At 44.8% G+C, this 19,308-nt stretch carries 18 protein-coding genes and 1 pseudogene; 11 read left to right on the top strand and 8 right to left on the bottom strand.

The features are described from left to right. Positions 1–48: 48 nt before the first annotated feature. Positions 49–510, bottom strand: a complete 462-nt coding sequence (locus CIK04_RS21565; RefSeq protein WP_038939847.1) for a glycine zipper 2TM domain-containing protein — start codon at positions 508–510, stop codon at positions 49–51. Between the two features lie 30 nt (positions 511–540). On the opposite strand from CIK04_RS21565, the gene aat reads away from it, so the two are divergent. The 3 genes from aat (at position 541) to infA (ending at position 2,247) form a co-directional block, all read left to right on the top strand. After that, on the top strand, positions 541–1,254 hold the full coding sequence (gene aat / locus CIK04_RS21560; protein WP_097352940.1) for a leucyl/phenylalanyl-tRNA--protein transferase: 714 nt from the start codon (positions 541–543) through the stop codon (positions 1,252–1,254). After that, a complete protein-coding gene (locus CIK04_RS21555) occupies positions 1,251–1,949 on the top strand; it encodes an arginyltransferase (protein ID WP_026050616.1) in 699 nt (232 codons plus the stop codon). The genes aat and CIK04_RS21555 overlap by 4 nt, the downstream gene beginning before the upstream one ends. Before the next feature lie 79 nt (positions 1,950–2,028). Further along, positions 2,029–2,247, top strand: a complete 219-nt coding sequence (gene infA, locus CIK04_RS21550; protein ID WP_001040192.1) for a translation initiation factor IF-1 — start codon at positions 2,029–2,031, stop codon at positions 2,245–2,247. Positions 2,248–2,397: 150 nt separating this feature from the next. Here infA and clpA read toward each other — a convergent pair whose 3' ends face one another. Together clpA and clpS are read right to left on the bottom strand one after the other, a co-directional pair. After that, positions 2,398–4,671 (bottom strand): ATP-dependent Clp protease ATP-binding subunit ClpA, encoded by a 2,274-nt coding sequence (gene clpA, locus CIK04_RS21545; protein ID WP_045609362.1) that lies wholly within the window; start codon positions 4,669–4,671, stop codon positions 2,398–2,400. 47 nt (positions 4,672–4,718) lie between these two features. Then, a complete protein-coding gene (clpS, locus tag CIK04_RS21540; protein ID WP_011080003.1) occupies positions 4,719–5,039 on the bottom strand; it encodes an ATP-dependent Clp protease adapter ClpS in 321 nt (106 codons plus the stop codon). Positions 5,040–5,579: 540 nt separating this feature from the next. On the opposite strand from clpS, the gene cspD reads away from it, so the two are divergent. Next, on the top strand, positions 5,580–5,801 hold the full coding sequence (gene cspD / locus CIK04_RS21535) for a cold shock domain-containing protein CspD (RefSeq protein ID WP_013571399.1): 222 nt from the start codon (positions 5,580–5,582) through the stop codon (positions 5,799–5,801). An 86-nt stretch (positions 5,802–5,887) separates the two neighbouring features. On the opposite strand, the gene CIK04_RS21530 is transcribed toward cspD, so the two are convergent. Further along, positions 5,888–8,113 (bottom strand): NADP-dependent isocitrate dehydrogenase, encoded by a 2,226-nt coding sequence (locus tag CIK04_RS21530; RefSeq protein ID WP_097352939.1) that lies wholly within the window; start codon positions 8,111–8,113, stop codon positions 5,888–5,890. Between the two features lie 300 nt (positions 8,114–8,413). On the opposite strand from CIK04_RS21530, the gene CIK04_RS21525 reads away from it, so the two are divergent. Next, positions 8,414–9,118: an rRNA large subunit pseudouridine synthase E gene (locus CIK04_RS21525; RefSeq protein WP_097352938.1), complete on the top strand. Its 705-nt coding sequence runs from the start codon at positions 8,414–8,416 to the stop codon at positions 9,116–9,118. A 37-nt stretch (positions 9,119–9,155) separates the two neighbouring features. On the opposite strand, the gene CIK04_RS21520 is transcribed toward CIK04_RS21525, so the two are convergent. Next, positions 9,156–9,779: a DUF2057 domain-containing protein gene (locus tag CIK04_RS21520; RefSeq protein ID WP_097352937.1), complete on the bottom strand. Its 624-nt coding sequence runs from the start codon at positions 9,777–9,779 to the stop codon at positions 9,156–9,158. 71 nt (positions 9,780–9,850) lie between these two features. Then, positions 9,851–10,801 carry a porin gene (locus tag CIK04_RS21515; protein WP_097352936.1) on the bottom strand — a complete coding sequence of 317 codons (951 nt, stop codon included), beginning with the start codon at positions 10,799–10,801 and terminating at the stop codon, positions 9,851–9,853. 515 nt (positions 10,802–11,316) lie between these two features. Here CIK04_RS21515 and dinG point away from each other — a divergent pair. From dinG to rsmS, 4 genes are read left to right on the top strand one after another with little or no spacing between them, the layout of a single operon-like run. Further along, the gene (gene dinG, locus CIK04_RS21510) at positions 11,317–13,392 is read left to right on the top strand and encodes an ATP-dependent DNA helicase DinG (RefSeq protein WP_097352984.1); all 2,076 of its coding nucleotides are present in this window, start codon (positions 11,317–11,319) and stop codon (positions 13,390–13,392) included. A gap of 45 nt (positions 13,393–13,437) precedes the next feature. Next, positions 13,438–14,220 carry a TSUP family transporter gene (locus CIK04_RS21505; RefSeq protein ID WP_017422002.1) on the top strand — a complete coding sequence of 261 codons (783 nt, stop codon included), beginning with the start codon at positions 13,438–13,440 and terminating at the stop codon, positions 14,218–14,220. After that, positions 14,217–14,762, top strand: coding sequence for a primosomal replication protein (locus CIK04_RS21500; protein ID WP_017422003.1), 546 nt, complete (start codon positions 14,217–14,219; stop codon positions 14,760–14,762). The genes CIK04_RS21505 and CIK04_RS21500 overlap by 4 nt, the downstream gene beginning before the upstream one ends. Further along, entirely contained in the window at positions 14,762–14,929 is a 168-nt protein-coding gene (gene rsmS, locus CIK04_RS21495) for a pleiotropic regulatory protein RsmS (RefSeq protein ID WP_011079994.1), read from the top strand. The genes CIK04_RS21500 and rsmS overlap by 1 nt, the downstream gene beginning before the upstream one ends. A gap of 62 nt (positions 14,930–14,991) precedes the next feature. Here the strand turns inward: rsmS and CIK04_RS21490 are convergent, their stop codons facing one another. Then, entirely contained in the window at positions 14,992–17,109 is a 2,118-nt protein-coding gene (locus CIK04_RS21490; RefSeq protein ID WP_097352934.1) for a methyl-accepting chemotaxis protein, read from the bottom strand. Between the two features lie 215 nt (positions 17,110–17,324). Here CIK04_RS21490 and xthA point away from each other — a divergent pair, with 215 nt between their 5' ends. Beyond that, complete coding sequence (gene xthA / locus CIK04_RS21485) at positions 17,325–18,131, top strand: exodeoxyribonuclease III (RefSeq protein WP_097352933.1); 807 nt, start codon at positions 17,325–17,327, stop codon at positions 18,129–18,131. Positions 18,132–18,197: 66 nt separating this feature from the next. Here the strand turns inward: xthA and CIK04_RS21480 are convergent. Continuing rightward, positions 18,198–19,040: pseudogene (locus CIK04_RS21480) on the bottom strand (ImpA family metalloprotease); the annotation flags it as partial. Between the two features lie 85 nt (positions 19,041–19,125). On the opposite strand from CIK04_RS21480, the gene CIK04_RS21475 reads away from it, so the two are divergent. Next, the coding region (locus CIK04_RS21475) for a transposase domain-containing protein (RefSeq protein ID WP_176463270.1) at positions 19,126–19,308 on the top strand (183 nt) is incomplete at its 3' end.

Genomic DNA, 19,308 nt, shown 5'->3' with positions numbered 1-19,308 from the left:
AAAAAAAACCGATAAAACCAGTGAAAATGAGTGAATAATTACTCAAATCTACAGTGCTAAATCAACCCTAACCCCATCATCAAAATAAAGCATCCGAACCTTATCCGCTCGGTTGAATAACATGTTCTTATCCACATCCTGAATAACATTAATCAACTGCCCCTTTTCCGTCTTAATCAACAATTCAACCAGTTGATATTCAATGCGGTATTCACTTTGACCTTGGTTTTGTACTATCACCGCTCCCGCTACTGCGCCAATGGCTGTTGCAACCTCTTTTCCTGTCCCTCCTCCAAACTGATTGCCAACTAAACCACCCATCGTGGCACCGAGCAATGTTTTCCATCCTTCGGCTTGAGAGCGCATAATCTCCTGTTGAGAAATGTATCGAACTGATTCCACTTCGCCATAAATGACTTTATTCACTGGCTTTGCTACATTCCTCTCATAGTTTGCGTGCACTAGAAACGGCATAAACAGCAGGCAATACAACCATTTTTTCATAAACATCTCCTCAAACCGGACTATAGATATTCTCACATGGCGATCTATCTGACAGAACTTGATAGTAAAAGTTTAGACTTTCCTCCTGCAGAAAAGGCATTGGCCGATCCCAATGGCTTGTTGGCCTTTGGTGGTGACCTCACACCAGAAAGACTGATCGCGGCATATCACCATGGTATTTTTCCGTGGTACGGGCCGGGAGAACCGATTTTGTGGTGGAGTCCATCAACGCGAGCTGTTTTTGATCCAAACACCTTCTCACCCTCTAAAAGCCTTAAAAAGTTCCAGAGAAAGGCTCAATACCAAGTCAGCATTAATCATGCGACGCCAGAAGTCATTAAGCTGTGTGGCAACACACGCCCCGCGGAAGAAACTTGGTTGAATGATGAGATGCAAGCGGCCTACACCTCATTAGCGTTGCAAGGAATCTGTCACTCGGTTGAGGTTTGGCAAGATCAAAAACTCATTGGTGGTTTCTATGGTCTTAGCATAGGAGAACTGTTTTGTGGCGAATCGATGTTTAGCCTCGAAACCAACGCATCTAAAATTGCGTTATGGTATTTTTGCCGTCATTTCAGCGAGCATGGTGGCAAACTGATCGATTGCCAGGTGATGAATTCTCATTTGCACTCATTGGGGGCTTTTACGTTGCCGAGAGAGGAATTTCTCCAACGGCTGCTATGCTTAAAACAACAGAGAGTAACGTCGGGTTGTTTCTCACCCCAATGGTTGAAGAGGCACAATGCATGAGTTCAGATATCCACCAAATTAAAATAGGGCTCACAGACAATCATCCTTGCAGTTATTTGCCCGAGAGAAAAGAACGAGTCGCCGTGGCACTTGAGGCGGATATGCACACAGCTGACAATTATGAAGTTCTGTTGGCCAATGGATTTCGTCGCAGTGGCAATACCATCTACAAGCCTCATTGTGATAGCTGCCACTCATGCCAACCCATTCGCATATCAGTACCCGACATTGAACTTTCACGCAGCCAAAAGCGTTTGCTGGCCAAAGCACGCCCCCTTAGCTGGTCGATGAAGCGAAATATGGATGAAAACTGGTTCGATCTCTATAGTCGATACATTGTTGCTCGACATCGTAACGGAACCATGTACCCCCCGAAAAAAGACGACTTTGCTCATTTTTCTCGTAATCAATGGCTAACCACGCAGTTTCTCCACATCTATGAAGGACAGCGCTTAATCGCTGTCGCAGTGACAGACATCATGGAACATTGCGCCAGTGCTTTTTACACCTTTTTCGAACCAGAACATGAGCTATCTCTGGGGACTCTGGCCGTGTTATTTCAATTGGAATACTGCCAAGAAGAGAATAAACAATGGCTCTATTTGGGTTATCAGATTGACGAGTGCCCAGCGATGAACTATAAAGTTCGCTTTCATCGCCACCAAAAACTAGTAAATCAGCGTTGGCAAGGGTAGAATACGCCCCAACTTTACTTTTTTACATTTTGACGGCTTATGTAACCGTCAAGATTCGCCAAGTTTCTAAGAGGATTAAATGGCTAAAGAAGACGTAATTGAGATGCAAGGCACTGTTCTTGATACTCTACCAAACACTATGTTCCGCGTTGAGCTTGAAAACGGCCACGTTGTAACTGCGCACATTTCAGGCAAAATGCGTAAAAACTACATCCGTATTCTAACGGGTGACAAAGTAACTGTAGAGATGACTCCATACGACCTATCGAAAGGCCGCATCGTCTTCCGTGCTCGTTAATCTCTGATTATCGCAGTCAAACAAAAAGCGGAGCGCTATGCTCCGCTTTTTGTTTGACTAGAATCATGTCGCGTACAGAAACGCCTGCGTCGCGCGTTTGTGTACGCTATCAATAATAAAGCAAGCCTTAGCTCGCTTTATTATTTACTTTTAATGAACCGCTTCTTCACGCGTTGTCAGATACTCAAACTTCAAATCATCTTTCTCTAACGTGACTTTCACCGTACCACCATCGATTAACGAACCAAACAGCAGCTCATTTGCCAACGGTTTTTTCAGTTTATCTTGAATAACTCGGCTCATTGGTCGGGCACCCATGGCTTTATCGTAACCTTTGTTTGCCAACCAGTGACGAGCATCTTCAGACACTTCCAAAGAAACACCACGCGCATCCAACTGCACTTGTAGCTCGACGATAAACTTGTCCACCACCTGATGAATAATCGCTTCATCAAGGCTATTAAACCAAATGATGTTATCGAGACGATTGCGAAACTCTGGAGTGAAGACTTTCTTAATTTCCGCCATCGCATCATGGCTATGATCCTGCTGAATCAAACCAATCGATTTCTTCTCAGTCTCTGCGACACCAGCATTGGTGGTCATGACTAAGATGACATTACGGAAATCCGCTTTACGACCATTGTTATCGGTAAGCGTGCCGTTATCCATCACCTGCAATAATAGGTTGAAGATATCTGGGTGCGCTTTTTCAATTTCATCCAGCAGCACAACGGCATGAGGATGTTTGATCACCGCATCCGTGAGCAAACCACCTTGATCGTAGCCAACATAACCTGGAGGCGCACCAATCAAACGGCTCACTGAATGTCTCTCACCATACTCGGACATATCAAAGCGTAATAACTCGATCCCAAGTAGCTTCGACAGCTGAACGGTGACCTCAGTTTTACCAACACCAGTAGGGCCAGCAAACAAGAAAGAGCCCACAGGTTTGTTTTCTGCGCCTAATCCCGCACGGCTGAGCTTGATGGCTTCACAAAGTACGTCAATCGCCGCATCTTGCCCAAACACCAACATTTTCATCTTGTCATCAAGGCTCTTGAGAATATCTTTATCCGAAGAGGATACCGATTTTTCTGGGATACGAGCCATTTTAGCCACCATGGCTTCAATATCTGCCACTCCAACCGTTTTCTTACGACGACTCGCTGGCGTCAGGCGACTACGTGCACCCGCTTCATCAATCACGTCTATCGCCTTGTCAGGCAAATGACGTTCATTAATGTACTTCGCAGATAGTTCAACCGCAGCTCTCAGCGCTTTGTTGGTATAGCGGACATCATGGTGCGCTTCGTATTTAGATTTCAACCCCATCAAAATCTTCGTTGTGTCATCTAACGAAGGCTCGACAACGTCGATTTTTTGGAAACGGCGAGACAAAGCACGCTCTTTCTCAAAAATGTTGCTGTATTCTTGATAGGTAGTAGAGCCGATACAGCGTAGCTTTCCGCCACTTAATAACGGTTTAATCAAGTTTGCGGCATCAACCTGGCCACCAGAAGCCGCACCAGCACCAATGATGGTGTGAATTTCATCAATAAATAAGATGGCGTCTTTTTCTTTCTCTAGCTGCTTAAGAATGGTCTTAAAACGCTTCTCGAAATCGCCACGGTATTTGGTTCCCGCCAGCAATGAGCCAATATCTAGCGAATAGATGACGCTGTCTTTAATAACGTCTGGTACCGAGCCCTCGACAATTCGCCACGCCAATCCTTCTGCAATGGCTGTCTTACCAACCCCCGCTTCACCAACGAGAAGTGGGTTGTTTTTACGGCGACGACAAAGTACTTGTATCGTACGTTCCAACTCTTTATCTCGGCCAATTAGAGGATCAATATGGCCATCTTTCGCAACTTGATTGAGGTTGGTAGCAAAACTTTCTAAGCGTTCTTCTGAGCTACTCTCTTCACTACTCGAATCGCTGCCGAAGGAGTCTGACGAAGAAGAGTCATCACTCGCGCCAGATGCTTTCGTGATACCGTGAGAAATGTAATTCACGATATCCAATCGTGAAATATCATTTTTCTTCAATAGATAAGCCGCGTGCGATTCTTGTTCACTAAAGATAGCAACCAGCACATTTGCACCAGTGACTTCACTGCGACCGGAAGACTGAACATGAAACACAGCTCGTTGAAGCACTCGCTGAAAGCTCAACGTAGGCTGAGTTTCCCGAGTTTCATCATTGTCTGGAATAAGAGGAGTTGTCTGATCAATGAACACATCCAGTTCATATCGCAGAGCATTGAGATCGGCTTTGCACGCCAAAAGAGCTTCCTTCGCAGCATTGTTTTCCAACAACGCGAGTAGGAGGTGTTCAACAGTCATGAACTCATGTCGTTTGTCACGAGCACGAGCGAAAGCGCCATTCAGGCTCGACTCTAATTCTTTATTAAGCATAAGTACCTCCTGTGAGAACAACTTGGTTGCTCGAGCAAGTCTTATCTTTACGCTTGCTCCATCGTACACAGCAACGGATGTTCATTTTCCCTTGAATACATCGTTACCTGCGCTACTTTCGTTTCAGCAATCTCTGCACTATACGTGCCACAAATTGCTTTTCCTTCGTAGTGAACTTTCAGCATGATCTGCGTAGCTTTATCTAAATCATGCGAAAAAAAACGCTCAAGAACATCAATCACGAAATCCATCGGGGTGTAATCATCGTTGTTTAGCACCACGTTGTACTTCTTGGGCGGTTGAATCTGGGTTATTTCTTTCTCCAGTAAATCTGAATCTGGAGTGATCCATTCAAAATTTTTACTCATGGCTTCTATTAAACACTTGGGACTTTCAACAAAGAGTCAGATACCTGCAAACACTTTACCATAAGCACCAAGCTCGGTGTAGTCAGTTAGCCTTCGCGTGTAATTTCCCTTACTTAGAGACTAATTCACGCCACAGCAGGCTGCAAATAAAAAGATGAGACTAGGCTATTTATCTGCAACTGTTTGATGCTTTTGCCATCAGACGTCAACTCATTTTAGGGAAAAGCTCAATCACTCAACAAAGAAACTTTTGCAAAAATGTTAAACCCAAAAGTGATCTGTTTGCGATTATGTTGTTATTAATACATTTTTACTATTGACTAGCCAAAATCATTGACTACATTGGTTGGTGTTGATGAATTTTTCTTCACTTAGTGCTTCGCTTCGCAAAACGCGAAACTTGCAAAAAAGTTTAACTGCCAAAAATCCATCACACGAAATTCTTAAATTTAGCTTAAAAGCAAATTTGCCATCAGTCTGTTACACAGGCTAAAGATTGGCTAACAACATCAGTAACAAAATGCATGAGGGATGTATAGCATGGCTACAGGTACAGTAAAGTGGTTCAATAACGCCAAAGGATTTGGTTTTATCTGTTCAGATCAAGAGGAAGGCGACATCTTCGCCCACTACTCAACGATTCAGATGGACGGTTATCGTACACTGAAAGCGGGCCAACAAGTCACGTATGAGATTGAGAAAGGTCCGAAAGGGTGTCACGCTAGCAGCGTCGTTCCACTCGAAGTACAAGCAACGAAGTAAGACTGGTATTGCGACAAAATTCACTTTTAAGCAACGCTTTAGCTCTTATTGAAAAACCCGCCTTTCGGCGGGTTTTGTTTTTTGCATTAAGCTTCAATCACTTGGTTTAAGGATTGACTTGGTCGCATCAGAGCCGAGGTTTTAGCATCGTCAAATAGGTAATAACCGCCAAGATCACCTGGTGCACCTTGCGCACCATTTAACTCAGCGACAATAACTGCCTCTTGCTCTGCAAGTGCTTTTGCAATTGGAGCAAATTCAGCCGCCAATTCAGCGTCTGCGGTTTGCTCTGCCAACGCTTTCGCCCAGTAAGCCGCCAAGTAGTAATGGCTACCACGGTTGTCTAACTCACCCACTTTACGAGACGGAGACTTGTTTGTATCCAAAAACTCGCCTGTCGCAGCGTCTAATGCATCAGCCAATACTTTTGCTTTAGCGTTTCCAGACACCACGCTCAAATGTTCCAGTGAAGCCGCTAGCGCCAAAAATTCACCGAGAGAATCCCAACGAAGATGATTTTCTTTTTGAACTTGCTGTACGTGCTTAGGTGCAGAACCACCAGCTCCGGTTTCAAATAGGCCGCCACCGTTCATCAGTGGAACGATAGAGAGCATTTTTGCCGATGTACCTAATTCTAGAATTGGGAACAAATCGGTTAAGTAGTCACGTAGTACGTTACCAGTCACAGAAATGGTGTCTTGACCCGCTTTGATGCGCTCGAGTGAGAACTTACACGCATCTACCGGTGCTAAGATCTTAATTTCTAAACCTGCTGTATCATAATTCGGTAAGTAGGCATTCACTTTCTTAATAAGCTCGGCGTCGTGAGCTCGGTTTTCGTCCAACCAGAATACCGCAGGAGCACCACTTGCTCTTGCGCGCGTGACAGCCAGTTTGACCCAATCTTGAATTGGAGCGTCTTTAACTTGGCACATACGGAAGATATCACCTTCTTCAACTGCTTGTTCAAGCAGTACAGCGCCGTCTGTTGTAACGACTTTAACAGTGCCTGCCGCATCGAGGATAAAGGTCTTGTCGTGTGAGCCGTACTCTTCCGCTTTTTGTGCCATCAAACCAACGTTTGGTACACTGCCCATTGTTGTCGGATCAAATGCACCATGCTCTTTACAGAAATCGATAACGGCTTGATAGACGCCTGCATAGCAACGATCTGGAATCAATGCTTTGGTGTCTTTCTGCTTGCCATCAGGACCCCACATTTGGCCCGATGCGCGCAGCATTGCAGGCATAGATGCATCAACGATGACATCACTCGGTACATGCAAGTTGGTAATACCACGGTCAGAATCGACCATTGCTAACGCTGGTTGAGACTCGTAAACCGCAGCAATTGCAGCTTCAATCTCTTCTTTTTGTGCTTGTGGCAAGGCTGAAATTTTCGCGTATACATCACCAAGTCCGTTGTTGACGTCAACACCCAACTTAGCGAAAAGATCGCCGTATTTGGCAAAAACGTCTTTATAGTAAACTTTGACCGCATGACCAAAAATGACAGGATCTGACACCTTCATCATGGTTGCCTTCATATGAAGCGAAAGCAAAACATCTTGTTGCTTAGCTTCTGCAATTTCTTTCTCGAAAAACGCAACAAGTGCATTTTTGTTTAGAACGGCAGAGTCGATGATCTCTTTATCTTGCAGCGCAAATGCTTTCTTTAGGACTTTCTTAGAACCATCTTCAGCAACAAATTCAATTTGCACATTTGTTGCACCGTTTACTATCACGGACTTTTCACTGCCAAAGAAATCTTTTTCCGTCATGCTCGAGACGTGAGACTTCGAATCTGAGCTCCAAGCCCCCATTGAATGCGGGTTTTTCTTTGCATAGTTCTTCACTGACAGTGGTGCTCGACGATCCGAGTTACCTTCACGAAGTACAGGGTTTACCGCACTGCCTTTAATCTTATCGTAAGTCGCCTTGATAGCTTCTTCTTCATAAGTGCTCGGCTCTTCTGGGTAGTTTGGCAGATCATAGCCCTTGTCTTGAAGCTCTTTAATCGCGGCTTTCAACTGAGGAACTGAGGCTGAAATATTTGGCAGCTTGATGATGTTCGCTTCTGGCGTCTGAGCCAGCTCACCAAGTTCTGCAAGCGCGTCGCCAATACGTTGTTCTTCTTTTAGGTGCTCTGGGAAGTTGGCGATAATACGCCCTGCTAGAGAAATGTCGCGAGTTTCAACGTTAATGCCTGAAGAAGCAGTGAAAGATTGAATAATTGGCAGCAATGAGTAAGTTGCTAGCGCTGGTGCTTCATCAGTAATGGTGTAAATAATTGTAGGTTTTTCTGTAGGCATGAAATTTCCCTATTTTTGAACACCTCAGCAAGCTGAGATGAGTGGAATTGACGCGCTTTGCACTTTCACTGAGTATCAGTATCTCCCCTAGTGCAAACCGCCGTTTGGCACTCTTTGTTGTTACTCTTTGAGTTAGTTTCTCTAAATCCATGAGTGCACGTTTATAATTAAACAAATTACGCAAAATAGTCTATTATTCTGTGCGCTATTGTTAGTATAAGGCGCGCAGATCATATCCGATTCCGTCGAAAGTTAAAACTTATACACACACTTCATTTACATTTTTGCAAGGTACTTAACATGTCATTCCGTTCTAGCAGCACTTCTCCACGCTCGAACAAGCAAACAGCGACCAAGCGATTTAAACAAAGCGGACAAGCTCAATCTGTTGGCTCGCCCAAAAGACATGGTGTAAAACGGAAGAACAATGAACAGAGCAAAAAATCTTTGTCGTTGGCAGAACGTAAAATCATTATCTTCAATAAGCCATATGACACGCTCAGCCAATTTACCGATGGTGAAGGTAGAAAAACGTTAGCAGACTTTATTCCTGTCAAAGGAGTATACGCAGCGGGAAGATTAGATCGTGACAGTGAAGGCCTGATGGTGTTAACCAATGATGGCATACTGCAAGCCAAACTCACTCAGCCAAAATCCAAATCGCCTAAAACCTACTGGGTACAAGTAGAAGGCGCTCCAACCGAGGAACAGCTCGAACATCTTCGCCGTGGTGTTGAGCTGAAAGATGGGCTGACGTTGCCCGCTAAAGTAGAGATCATCCAAGATCCTCAGCTATGGGAAAGAACCCCCCCAGTCCGATTTCGTGCTGCAATCCCCACCACTTGGCTAGCCATTACGATTATTGAAGGAAGAAATCGTCAAGTGCGACGCATGACAGCCCATATTGGCTTCCCGACGTTGAGGCTAGTACGTTACTCAATGGGAGGAATGACATTGCAAAATCTTCAACCCGGCGAGTGGAAGGAAATTTCCTTACCAAGTTAGGGCTAATGCCCTAACTTAAGCCGTAACGTAAACACAATTACTCTTGATCGACCATCCACTTACGGAAAGCTTTGCGCTCTTCAGTCGATGCTTGTTTGTACCAGTGTTGGAGTTGTGTTAGTGCTGAACCATGTTTTACGTTGGCTGACGTATTAGTATTAGAGGCAACTTCGCTTTGTTGAGTTTTATCAATGACGGTCATTCCAGCCTGTTCATTATGCTTTGCTAGTAATCCTTCCAAGTCGCCATAGGGGAGGAAACCTTCTCGACCTTGTAGTTTTTCGATTGTATAAGGAATTGACTCGCCGCTTTGCTTTATCAGCCACTCAGGCTCGCGCTTAGAGAAAGCAGCTTCGGCTTCTTGATGACTTCTCGCTTTAGGGTGATATAACTTTACGTTGGCTTCAGACTCAATACTGAACTCGAGAACATATGGATCGGAAGTAAAAACTTCAGCACTACTTCCTCGACCTACTTTTTTGTCCATGCGAACTAGAATTTGATTTTTTCCAGGTGCTATTTGATTTTCACCGATTTTAGACTCTGCTTGTTGTCCATTGATAAATAGAACTGAAACACCTTGCTCAGAAGTTAACACAGCTGCATTACTGGTAAAGCTAAGCATCAAACCAAAAGCCACACTGGCCATTCTAATGTACATAATTCAACTCCATCCCCAAAGAAAAAATAAAGCCACCAAACGGTGGCTTTATTATACGATTATCTAACTGATTAGAAAGATGCTTTTAGACCGAAGCCGTAACCAAGCTCGGTGTTGTCTTTATCTGTTCCACCAATTTCAACATAAGCAGTTGTGTTAGGAGCAATAGCGTAACCTGCGTTCAAGAACCAGTTGTTGAAGTCAGTACCGCCTTTAACATTTGTCATGCTGTAACCAGCAGCAAATGTTGTTTTGTCCATAGTGTAATCTGCTGCTAGAGCGATTGTGTCTTCTTCGTTAGACGTTTTTGCAGTGTTATCGTCTGCTGTGTTGTCGTAGTAACCTAGCTCAAGTTTTAGGTTTTCAACACCAGTGTAACGGCCTTCTAGACCTAGAAGACTTACATCTTTATCCATCGCTTTGCGAAGCTCTGCTTGTGCGTAGAAAAGAGTAAAATCAAAATCTGCTACGCGGTAACCTAGTTTAAGGTCAAAGTAGTTACCATTCTCGCCGAAGCTTTGTGCGTTGTGTTTGTCTTGGATTAGACCTAGACCACCGTAGAAATTGCCTTTGTCTAGATCGTAACGGATAGCTTCTTCACCACCAAAATCAGCATCGTCGACGAAAGAGCGAATGCCAAATAGGAAGTCAGAACCAACGCCAGCGTCATCCATTTGTGTATCAAGTTTACCAAACTTGATTGAACCTAGCTCTTTAGAGTAGAAACCCATGTAAACATTACCAACGCTAGTTTTATCTGTAGCGCGGTCATTGTTATCACCAGAGAATTCTAGGTAAGCACCGATTTGTAGGTCGTCGTTGATAGCGTAACGAGTGTCAAAGCCAAAGTCAGCATCATCGATCTCTTGCTTCAATTCAGCGTCTTTTTCCGTGCTTTTTTTGTAACGAACTTCTACGTCACCTTTCAGGTCAACCGTAACGCCTGCATTGTTGTATAGTTCGATTGCCTGTACAGATGTTGCTGCCATCAATACAGAAAGAGCTACTAGAGTCTTTTTCATAATAATCCACTGCCTTTTCTTAGTTTGGGAGTTCCTTGCCCGGTTCCCTTTTGTTTTTTTGATACTGATTTACCTATCCTGAGAAAGCTAACCAGCACCTGTAAATTTCGATTGTTAGATTGCAAAAGATTATTCTGACTGTCAAATTTCCTAAAAAACAAATATAAAAAAACATAAATTTCATCAAAAACAATAACTTGCATTGTTTGCATGCTTTTTTTTCGAGTAACTTCTAAGCAAAACAGGCCTAAATTACACAAATCGTTACAAGCAAATATTCGGAATAAAACACCTAAAAAGGAACAAAAAAATAGCCATTTAAGAATAAAACTCTTAACAACACCCTAGAGTGGCGGTTTATATTTTTTATTTGATGAATTAAATCTAACCTTATGAAGGTTCAGTTTTTTTTTGTGAAGGAGATCTAGGTTTAAATTAAAAGGATCCAATTTCGTGAGATACGCCTCGCTTAGAGATGTGTGCTAGAATCCGTGGGTCTGAACATGGGTCACAGTATGATAACCAGTAAAATTCAAAGTTCTATTCGCACCAGCTATCAAAACCTGCAAAACCTGCTTGAAAACTTTATTCCTCGCCGAGCGCAAAACTATCTCGTTGCGGAGATGGCAAAAACACTTTGCGGTTCCTATCACAAAAAAAATCGCATTCTTGTTGCAGAAGCAGGGACGGGAATCGGGAAATCACTTTCCTACCTTATGGCCGCAATTCCAGTGGCAGTACTTAACAACCGTAAAGTGGTGATTTCAACTGCAACAGTTACTCTACAAGAGCAATTGCTGAATAAAGACCTGCCTTTGTACAGAAGAATTTCAGACTTAAACTTTTCTTTTGTTTTAGCTAAAGGCAGACAACGCTATTGCTGTGCCGAAAAACTCGCTAGCGCCAGTGGCGTCGACGGTGGACAGCTAGCGATGTTTGAAACAAAACCCAAAAAGAAAGACATTGAGCTGTTAACCACGATGTATCAAAGCTTAGCCAAGGGGAAATGGGATGGTGATAGAGACAGTTGGCCTAAGCCTATTGACGACAGCCTCTGGCAATTGATTGTCAGCGACAAACATAGCTGCAATAACAATTTACCTATCCATCGCCACTGCCCTTTTCAAAAAGCACGCTCAGAGCTCGACAAGCACGATGTCATTATTGCCAATCACAGTTTGGTCATGGCTGATGCAGACTTAGGCGGCGGTGTTATTCTGTCTGAACCGGAAAACACCATTTACGTTTTTGATGAAGCGCATCATCTTCCCCACGTTGCACGAGATCATGCCTCTGCTGCTTCAAGCCTAAAAGGTGCAGCTGCATGGCTCGAACGCTTAAACCAAAACAGCAGCAAGTTTGCAGCCTTGGCGGATAAAAAACGCGTTAGTCGCTTTCGCAATGAACTTCAAGAATCCGTGCAAGTGGTGATTCCCTCTTTACTACAGCTCGCAAAACAGTTCGACCCAGCGAGTTTTGAGGAAGGCACCTATCGATTTGAGCATGGCCAACTCCCTTCTTGGCTAGAAGAGCAGGCAAAAGAGCTCAAAATTTTCAGCCAGAAAGCCCATCAGGCGGTCGCTAAAATTGCCGATCTCGTCGCCGAACGTGTTAAAGATGGTGAACTTTCAGCAAAAACTGCCGAGCCCGCTTTGGCGGAACTGGGTTTCTATATTCAACGAACTGAAAATCTTTCACAAGTGTGGCGATTGATGGCAGAGCCGACCCGTGAGAAAGGTGCGCCTCTTGCTCGCTGGCTTGAAAAACATCCGGATCGCGAAGGTGACGTTATCGTCAGTGTCTCTCCTTTAGAGGTAGGCTGGCAGCTGGACCAACAAATCTGGAGTCGCTGCGTCGGCGCATTGTTGGTTTCTGCAACCATGAGAGCACTGAACTCATTTCAATATTTCTGTCATCAAGCAGGCATTGATATGCGTGAGGAATCGGGAGTCCAATTTCTTGCTTTGGCCTCACCTTTCGATTATCAAAACCAAGCAGAGTTGCATCTGCCTGCCCTCAAATACGAACCACAAGCACCGCAGTTTACGGAATATCTTATCGAGATTTTGCCTAAGTATTTAAAAGACAAACAGGCAAACTTGGTTTTATTCTCTTCTTATTGGCAAATGAACCAAGTTGCGGAAGGTTTAGCAACAGAATTGGTAAAAAGAGGATGGGCTTTGCAAAAGCAAGGCGAAACATCACGCACTGAAATTCTAAAAAAACATAAAGAACTAGTAGAAAAAGGCAAAACGAGCATTCTTTTTGGTACAGGTAGCTTTTCAGAGGGGCTGGATTTACCTGGAGAGCTTCTGGAAAACTTGGTGATCACAAAAATACCTTTTGCTGTCCCAACCTCACCAGTTGAACAAGCGCATTCAGAATATATTGAGTCTCGTGGAGGTAATCCATTTATGCAGATCACTGTCCCAGAAGCGAGTAAGAAGATGATTCAATCGGTAGGACGATTACTGCGCAAAGAGCGAGATTCTGGTACAGTCACCATCCTCGACAAGAGGTTGATTTCGAAGCGGTATGGCAAAGCGATTCTGGACTCCCTGCCTCCTTTTAAACGAATCATTGAAAAATAGAACTTGCTGCATTACACAATTAATAACTAGAAGAACGTTAACCCTATGGAATTATTAGAACCAACCATGCTTGTTGTCCTTGCTTTGGTTGCTTTCATCGCTGGATTTATCGATGCCGTTGCAGGCGGAGGGGGAATGCTCACCGTTCCAGCCCTTCTTTCACTGGGCTTACCGCCACATATTGCACTAGGAACAAACAAACTTGCCGCGACGTTTGCTTCTTCTACTGCCGCATTTACTTACTATCGCAAACGCCTGTTTAAGCCTCAGTGCTGGCTCCGCGCATTTGCAGCCACTTTGGTAGGTGCCACATTGGGCACACTCTTTGTCGATGCCATCAGTACCGAATGGTTAGAGAAAATACTGCCACTGATCATTTTAGCCGCTGCCATCTATACCATTTGGCATAAAACGCCCGAAACAGAGCACGACAGCACTACTCCCGAACCGTGCCCAATGCTGAACAAAAAGCAATTTGTGCAAGGTGCCACACTAGGATTTTATGATGGTGTCGCGGGACCAGGCACTGGTGCTTTCTGGACCGTAAGCTCAATGGCACTCTATAAACTCAATATCCTGCTGGCTTCTGGCCTCGCAAAAGCCATGAACTTTACCAGTAACATAACGTCGTTGGTCATGTTCGCCTTCTTAGGGCACATCAACTGGGGGCTAGGATTAATCATGGGCGTTTGCCTGATGGCGGGGGCATTTGTGGGTGCTCACTCTGCGATTCGATTTGGCGCAAAGTTTATTCGTCCGGTTTTTGTTACTGTCGTCAGTATTCTTGCCATGAAACTGGCCTATGAAGCTTGGTTTGTCACGCTATGAAACTACAAGATATTGCGCTGCGGCTTGATGAGCTTGCTATTCAGGCCGCGCAGTTAGACAGACAAAGAGGCGAACATCACACCCCTTTGTTTGATGAGCGATTGTTTGCTTGCCGAGCGCGCCTCTTAGTGCCCTGCGTTAAAGAGACCAAAGCGACTTTGGATGCGTTGCTAAGAGAACAAAAAGATCAGAGACTCACAACCCAACGTGCTGAATATCTCACAGAACAGTTGGTTGCTCAGTTCTCTGCGATTCAACGTGAGCTCTCCACAACCACCATTCGCAAGAATGAAATCAAACATGCTAGTCATTATCGCAAACCAATCAATGTGTTGTATCAAGAGTTGGCACAGCATCAAGAGTGGACGCGTAGACTAAAAGAGATGGTGTTGGAAAAGCAGAAAGAACTCGATACCGCACCTGCATTTCTTCGTACGCAAGCTCAACAGGCGTTATTAGCAACAGAACAGCGATTAGAGCGTTGCCAAGCTGCAATGCTAAAGATAGAAAATCAGATCACATACAGAGAGAAAAATCAGTAATGAATGACCTTTCCCCTCCACCACTGGAACAAGCACCGGATGAAATTAAACTGGCGGTCGATTTGATCTATCTATTGGAAAGCAATGACGTTGATGCTGCAACGGCCCTAGCGGCACTGAAGATTGTCCAGCAAGATTTGGAGTCGAAGCTCAATCGTCAAGCTTAAACCACGCCAGTGCCAGTCACGAGATGACTGGCACTGGCGAATTAGAAGCCTTCTTCCCTTCATCAAACTTTAAACTGCCCCATCAATTGTTGCTGCTCTGCTGAGAGTGCTTCTATCGTTTCGCCAGCCGATTGTGACTCTTGCGCTTGCGATAAAATCTGGCCGCTGAGATCGCGAATGTTGACCACGCTCTGATTCACTTCCGCAGACACCGCCATCTGTTCTTCAGCCGCTTTTACAATCTGGCTGTTCATATCATTGATTGCCGAGATAGACTCAAAGACACTTTGCAATTGCTCAACTGCATTTTGTACTTCTGTCGCGGTATGCTGAGCGAACACGTTACCTTGCTTGATGGCATCCACCACTGCTGTGGTGCCATTTTGTACTTGAGCAATCACAGTACGAATTTCTGCTACAGAATCCTGAGTGCTGCTCGCCAATTTTCTAACTTCATCTGCAACCACTGCAAAGCCACGGCCTTGTTCGCCAGCGCGCGCCGCTTCTATCGCCGCATTAAGCGCCAAAAGATTGGTTTGCTCTGAAATGCCCTCAATGACCGTCAGGATCTCTGTAATATTGCCATTATTACGGGCCAATTCTTCCACAACAGGGACGGCTTGGGTCATTTGTTCCACCAGCTTCAGCATCTCGTGTTCAGAGCGCTCAATGACTTCACGGCCACTATTCGCGAATTGACTGGCTCGATTCGCTGCCTCAACCGCCACTTCCGCATTTTGCACAACCAAACTTGCGGTTTGTGTCATCTCTTCAGCCGCCGTAGCCACCATATCGACTTCTTTAAATTGCGATTCACTGCTAGTTCGGGTTTCCACTGCTGCTCGTTTGGCCCCCACTGTTTGTTCGGCAAGCTGTTGAGACGTTTTTGCCACATTGCCAATGGTTCGCTGAAGTTTATCTAAAAAAGCATTAAAACTTTCTGCCAGTTGGCCAATCTCATCTTTGCTGCCCACCACTAGACGCTGAGTGAGATCCCCTTCGCCAGATTCTATGTCGCGTAAACTGTCCACCACGACCTTGATTGGCTTCACTAGCTTGGCGGCGGAAAAGGCGATGGTAAATAGCCCTAGCACCACCAAGACAAGCCCCACCAGCAACTCAAATTGAATGCCCGATGAAACCTTGTCACTGATGATTTGATCCAATGTCTCGACATCTTTGAGTACGGCCGATTTTGGCATTTCGAAGATCACGCCCCAAGTTTGGTTGGCAACGACGACCGGTGCAAAGACAAGTAGCCATTCTCCATCGTCACTCCATGAAACTTGCTCTCCCCCACTGTAAAGCCAATCCGTTAATGTGTTCGCGGAAACGTAGGAGCTGGCAAAAGCACTACCAATACTTTTGGAGCGATCGTCACTGGCGATCAAAGTGCCGTCTAAACTCACAATGCTAATGTGTCCCTGCCCATTAAAAAGGCTGCTATCGGAATCGTTTGCGATTTGCAGTAAAGAATCGAGTCGCACATCAATTCCCATAAAACCGATTGGGTCACCATCAACGAGGATAGGAACCGACAAAGAGGTGGTCAAAAAGCTGCCACCATCTTGTGTCATTTTGCGAGGGGAAGTAATACACGCTTGCCCTGAGTTCAGAGGACACAAAAAACGCTCGCCGTTTTCATCCGATTTCAAAGTCGCTTCCGAAAGGACACTGGCAACGACATTCTCGCCATTATTGGCCGTGGTCCAGTAAGGAGCAAACTGGCCACGTTCATTAGACCCCACATATTCTGCATTCACATAATTGGCGTCTTCACCATCGAGCATATTGGGTTTAAAAACCAAATAAGCCCCTTGCATGGTTTTGAAATTCACGACCGATTTACGAACCATTTCATCCAGTGCTGTGCGCAATACTTCGCTCTCACCAAAATTCTCTTCACTATTGGTCTTATAAAACAAAGCACTCGCCGCTAACATTTCAGCACGATATAGCGACTCATTCAGAAACTCAGAGACCTCAGTAGCATTGAGTAATGCACGAGTTTTCACTAATTGCTCTGATTTGGAGGTGACAGACGCAGTGCTTTGTTGCTTCAACGTCTGTTGATTTGCAATCGCGTTATAGACAGAAAAGCCAATTAAAGAGAGAGAAGTGATTAGCAAGCAAAAACCCGACAGCAGGGTAATCTTCCACTGAACAGAAAGAGTTCGCATAGTACATCCTTATTCGCAAACAAATAGAGCTAAACTTTCGTTTTATTTGCTTTCCATTAAAGCATAATTCACCTCGATATCAATTAGAAATGTTACAAAGTTGTAGCGCACTATCGAGTCATCAATGTGATCAATCGCTGTGATTACTTATCTCTTCTTGAAGTCATTGAGTTGAGTGGTAACATCAAGTCAAACAACACGAATCAGGATCAAGAATGAAAATAGTCAGCTTCAACATCAATGGGTTACGAGCTCGCCTTCATCAACTTCAAGCATTGATCGACAAACATCAACCTGATGTTATTGGTCTGCAAGAAATCAAAGTCCACGACGAAGCCTTCCCCGTCGAAGACGTCGAAGCAATGGGCTATAAAGTCTATTTCCACGGTCAGAAGGCACATTACGGTGTTGCTCTGCTGTGCAAACAAGAGCCTATCGAAATCCAAAAAGGATTCCCAACCGATAATGAAGAACATCAAAAGCGCATGATCATCGGAACCTTTCTTGATGAGAAGGGTGAAAAAGTGACGGTGTTGAACGGCTATTTCCCGCAAGGGGACAACTTAGCGCACGAAACCAAGTTCCCTTATAAACGCCAGTTTTACCAAGATCTGATGGGGTACCTAACCACTCACAGAGACAATGGTGAGCAAGTGGTTGTGATGGGTGACATCAATATCAGCCCGATCGATGCCGACATCGGCATTGGAGAAGTGAATCGTAAACGCTGGTTGAAAACGGGCAAATGTTCTTTCCAGCCCGAAGAACGTGAGTGGTTACAAACGTTGCTGAACTGGGGTTTAGAAGATACGTTCCGCAAATTGCATCCAAGTGTGGATGATAAGTTTTCGTGGTTTGATTACCGCTCAAAAGGCTTTGACGATAATCGTGGCCTGCGCATTGACGTGATTCTTGCTACGCCATCTTTGGCCGCCAAGTGCCGAGAATCCGACATCGATTACGAGCTGCGCGGCATTGAAAAACCCTCAGATCACGCGCCTATTTGGGCAACTTTTGAGTAGCCCGTATTCGTTCATCGATTTAAAACCAGAGAGGAGCCTAGGCTCCTCTCTGAGTTTCACTACTGGCTAATTCGACGGCCAACCGGTTACGCCATCGACTGGCACAAATTGCTTAGCAAAGTCCGTCGTGCAGTAACCCGTCTTGGATGAAACGAAATAGTTCAGTGGCATCGCGGGATGATTGTGAGTAATCACTTGCTGCTTCGCTTTATCACTGAAGGTAAACCCCCACATATCAAGATACGCCCGCATGTCTCGCTCGGTAATGTAACTCAGCGCGACCAGTAGCCAATCGTTATTGGTCATACTATTCGCCTCCTCCAACGAATATTGCCCAAAGCCAATCGACTCATTTCTCGTGCCCCATAACTCGGCACTTCCTTTCAAGCGATTGAACTCACGCTCTATCAAGTGCAAGCGACCCAATAGATGCCAGCCATCTTGCAAGATACCTTGTTGCTGCGCTGCCATCATCATCTGAATATAAATGCGCGCCCCCCAACTCCAGCCGGTTTTATTCTGAGCAGCCATAAACGCATTGGGATCCGCCTGCTGACGGCTCTGCTGCAACAACTCATATTGTTCTTTGAAGTCTAGAGATTGACACTGAGACTCCTTGCCTGTGTCTATAAAATACTGAGACTTGCTGTAATAAGAGTAATAGTTGGTGGTGGAATGCCCTTCCCAACCAGCAAAACGAAAACGGCCTTTTTCTAACCCATGGCCAAGCTCATGCAAATCGCCGTGCCCCACTGGGCTAAATGCCCAATAGGCATCGTAAGGATTACCAGAGCAACCATAACCACAGGTGGCTTGATCGGCATTCATGTGTTTGACCATATCGATGCTTTCCACCTGCCAACCTTTGTTTTCACCATAGGTTTGCACTTGCTCAAACACCGTAATACCCGCAATGTAGATCAGATAAGGATCGGTTGACCGATCCTTCTGATGAGAGACAATCGGAAACCTGTTTATAGGTTTCCGATTTTTTATGTCTATCCAAAACTATTTTGCTGACTTTCTTGAAGAGAGTCCTGTTGATGTCGCTCAGCTAACCACCTTCTCCGAGCATATTCCTGATGAGTGGGTTGCTAAAGCGGCAACACTTTCCGATAAAGCGACAATTCGTCGACGTCGTTTACCTAGTGATATGGTTCTTTGGCTTATTGTTGGA

The sequence above is a fragment of the Vibrio sp. 03_296 genome, from assembly GCF_002265885.1.
This window is presented reverse-complemented; position numbering and strand designations above follow the sequence as displayed.

Excerpts from the sequence above, each read along its gene's own strand:
- rsmS (WP_011079994.1), top strand. The coding sequence starts at position 14,762 with ATGAATGACCTTTCCCCTCCACCACTGGAACAAGCACCGGATGAAATT.
- dinG (WP_097352984.1), top strand. The coding sequence starts at position 11,317 with ATGATAACCAGTAAAATTCAAAGTTCTATTCGCACCAGCTATCAAAAC.
- CIK04_RS21525 (WP_097352938.1), top strand. The coding sequence starts at position 8,414 with ATGTCATTCCGTTCTAGCAGCACTTCTCCACGCTCGAACAAGCAAACA.
- CIK04_RS21565 (WP_038939847.1), bottom strand. The coding sequence starts at position 510 with ATGTTTATGAAAAAATGGTTGTATTGCCTGCTGTTTATGCCGTTTCTA.
- CIK04_RS21555 (WP_026050616.1), top strand. The coding sequence starts at position 1,251 with ATGAGTTCAGATATCCACCAAATTAAAATAGGGCTCACAGACAATCAT.
- cspD (WP_013571399.1), top strand. The coding sequence starts at position 5,580 with ATGGCTACAGGTACAGTAAAGTGGTTCAATAACGCCAAAGGATTTGGT.
- infA (WP_001040192.1), top strand. The coding sequence starts at position 2,029 with ATGGCTAAAGAAGACGTAATTGAGATGCAAGGCACTGTTCTTGATACT.
- CIK04_RS21520 (WP_097352937.1), bottom strand. The coding sequence starts at position 9,779 with ATGTACATTAGAATGGCCAGTGTGGCTTTTGGTTTGATGCTTAGCTTT.
- aat (WP_097352940.1), top strand. The coding sequence starts at position 541 with ATGGCGATCTATCTGACAGAACTTGATAGTAAAAGTTTAGACTTTCCT.
- clpS (WP_011080003.1), bottom strand. The coding sequence starts at position 5,039 with ATGAGTAAAAATTTTGAATGGATCACTCCAGATTCAGATTTACTGGAG.
- CIK04_RS21490 (WP_097352934.1), bottom strand. The coding sequence starts at position 17,109 with ATGCGAACTCTTTCTGTTCAGTGGAAGATTACCCTGCTGTCGGGTTTT.
- CIK04_RS21515 (WP_097352936.1), bottom strand. The coding sequence starts at position 10,801 with ATGAAAAAGACTCTAGTAGCTCTTTCTGTATTGATGGCAGCAACATCT.
- CIK04_RS21505 (WP_017422002.1), top strand. The coding sequence starts at position 13,438 with ATGGAATTATTAGAACCAACCATGCTTGTTGTCCTTGCTTTGGTTGCT.
- clpA (WP_045609362.1), bottom strand. The coding sequence starts at position 4,671 with ATGCTTAATAAAGAATTAGAGTCGAGCCTGAATGGCGCTTTCGCTCGT.
- xthA (WP_097352933.1), top strand. The coding sequence starts at position 17,325 with ATGAAAATAGTCAGCTTCAACATCAATGGGTTACGAGCTCGCCTTCAT.
- CIK04_RS21530 (WP_097352939.1), bottom strand. The coding sequence starts at position 8,113 with ATGCCTACAGAAAAACCTACAATTATTTACACCATTACTGATGAAGCA.
- CIK04_RS21500 (WP_017422003.1), top strand. The coding sequence starts at position 14,217 with ATGAAACTACAAGATATTGCGCTGCGGCTTGATGAGCTTGCTATTCAG.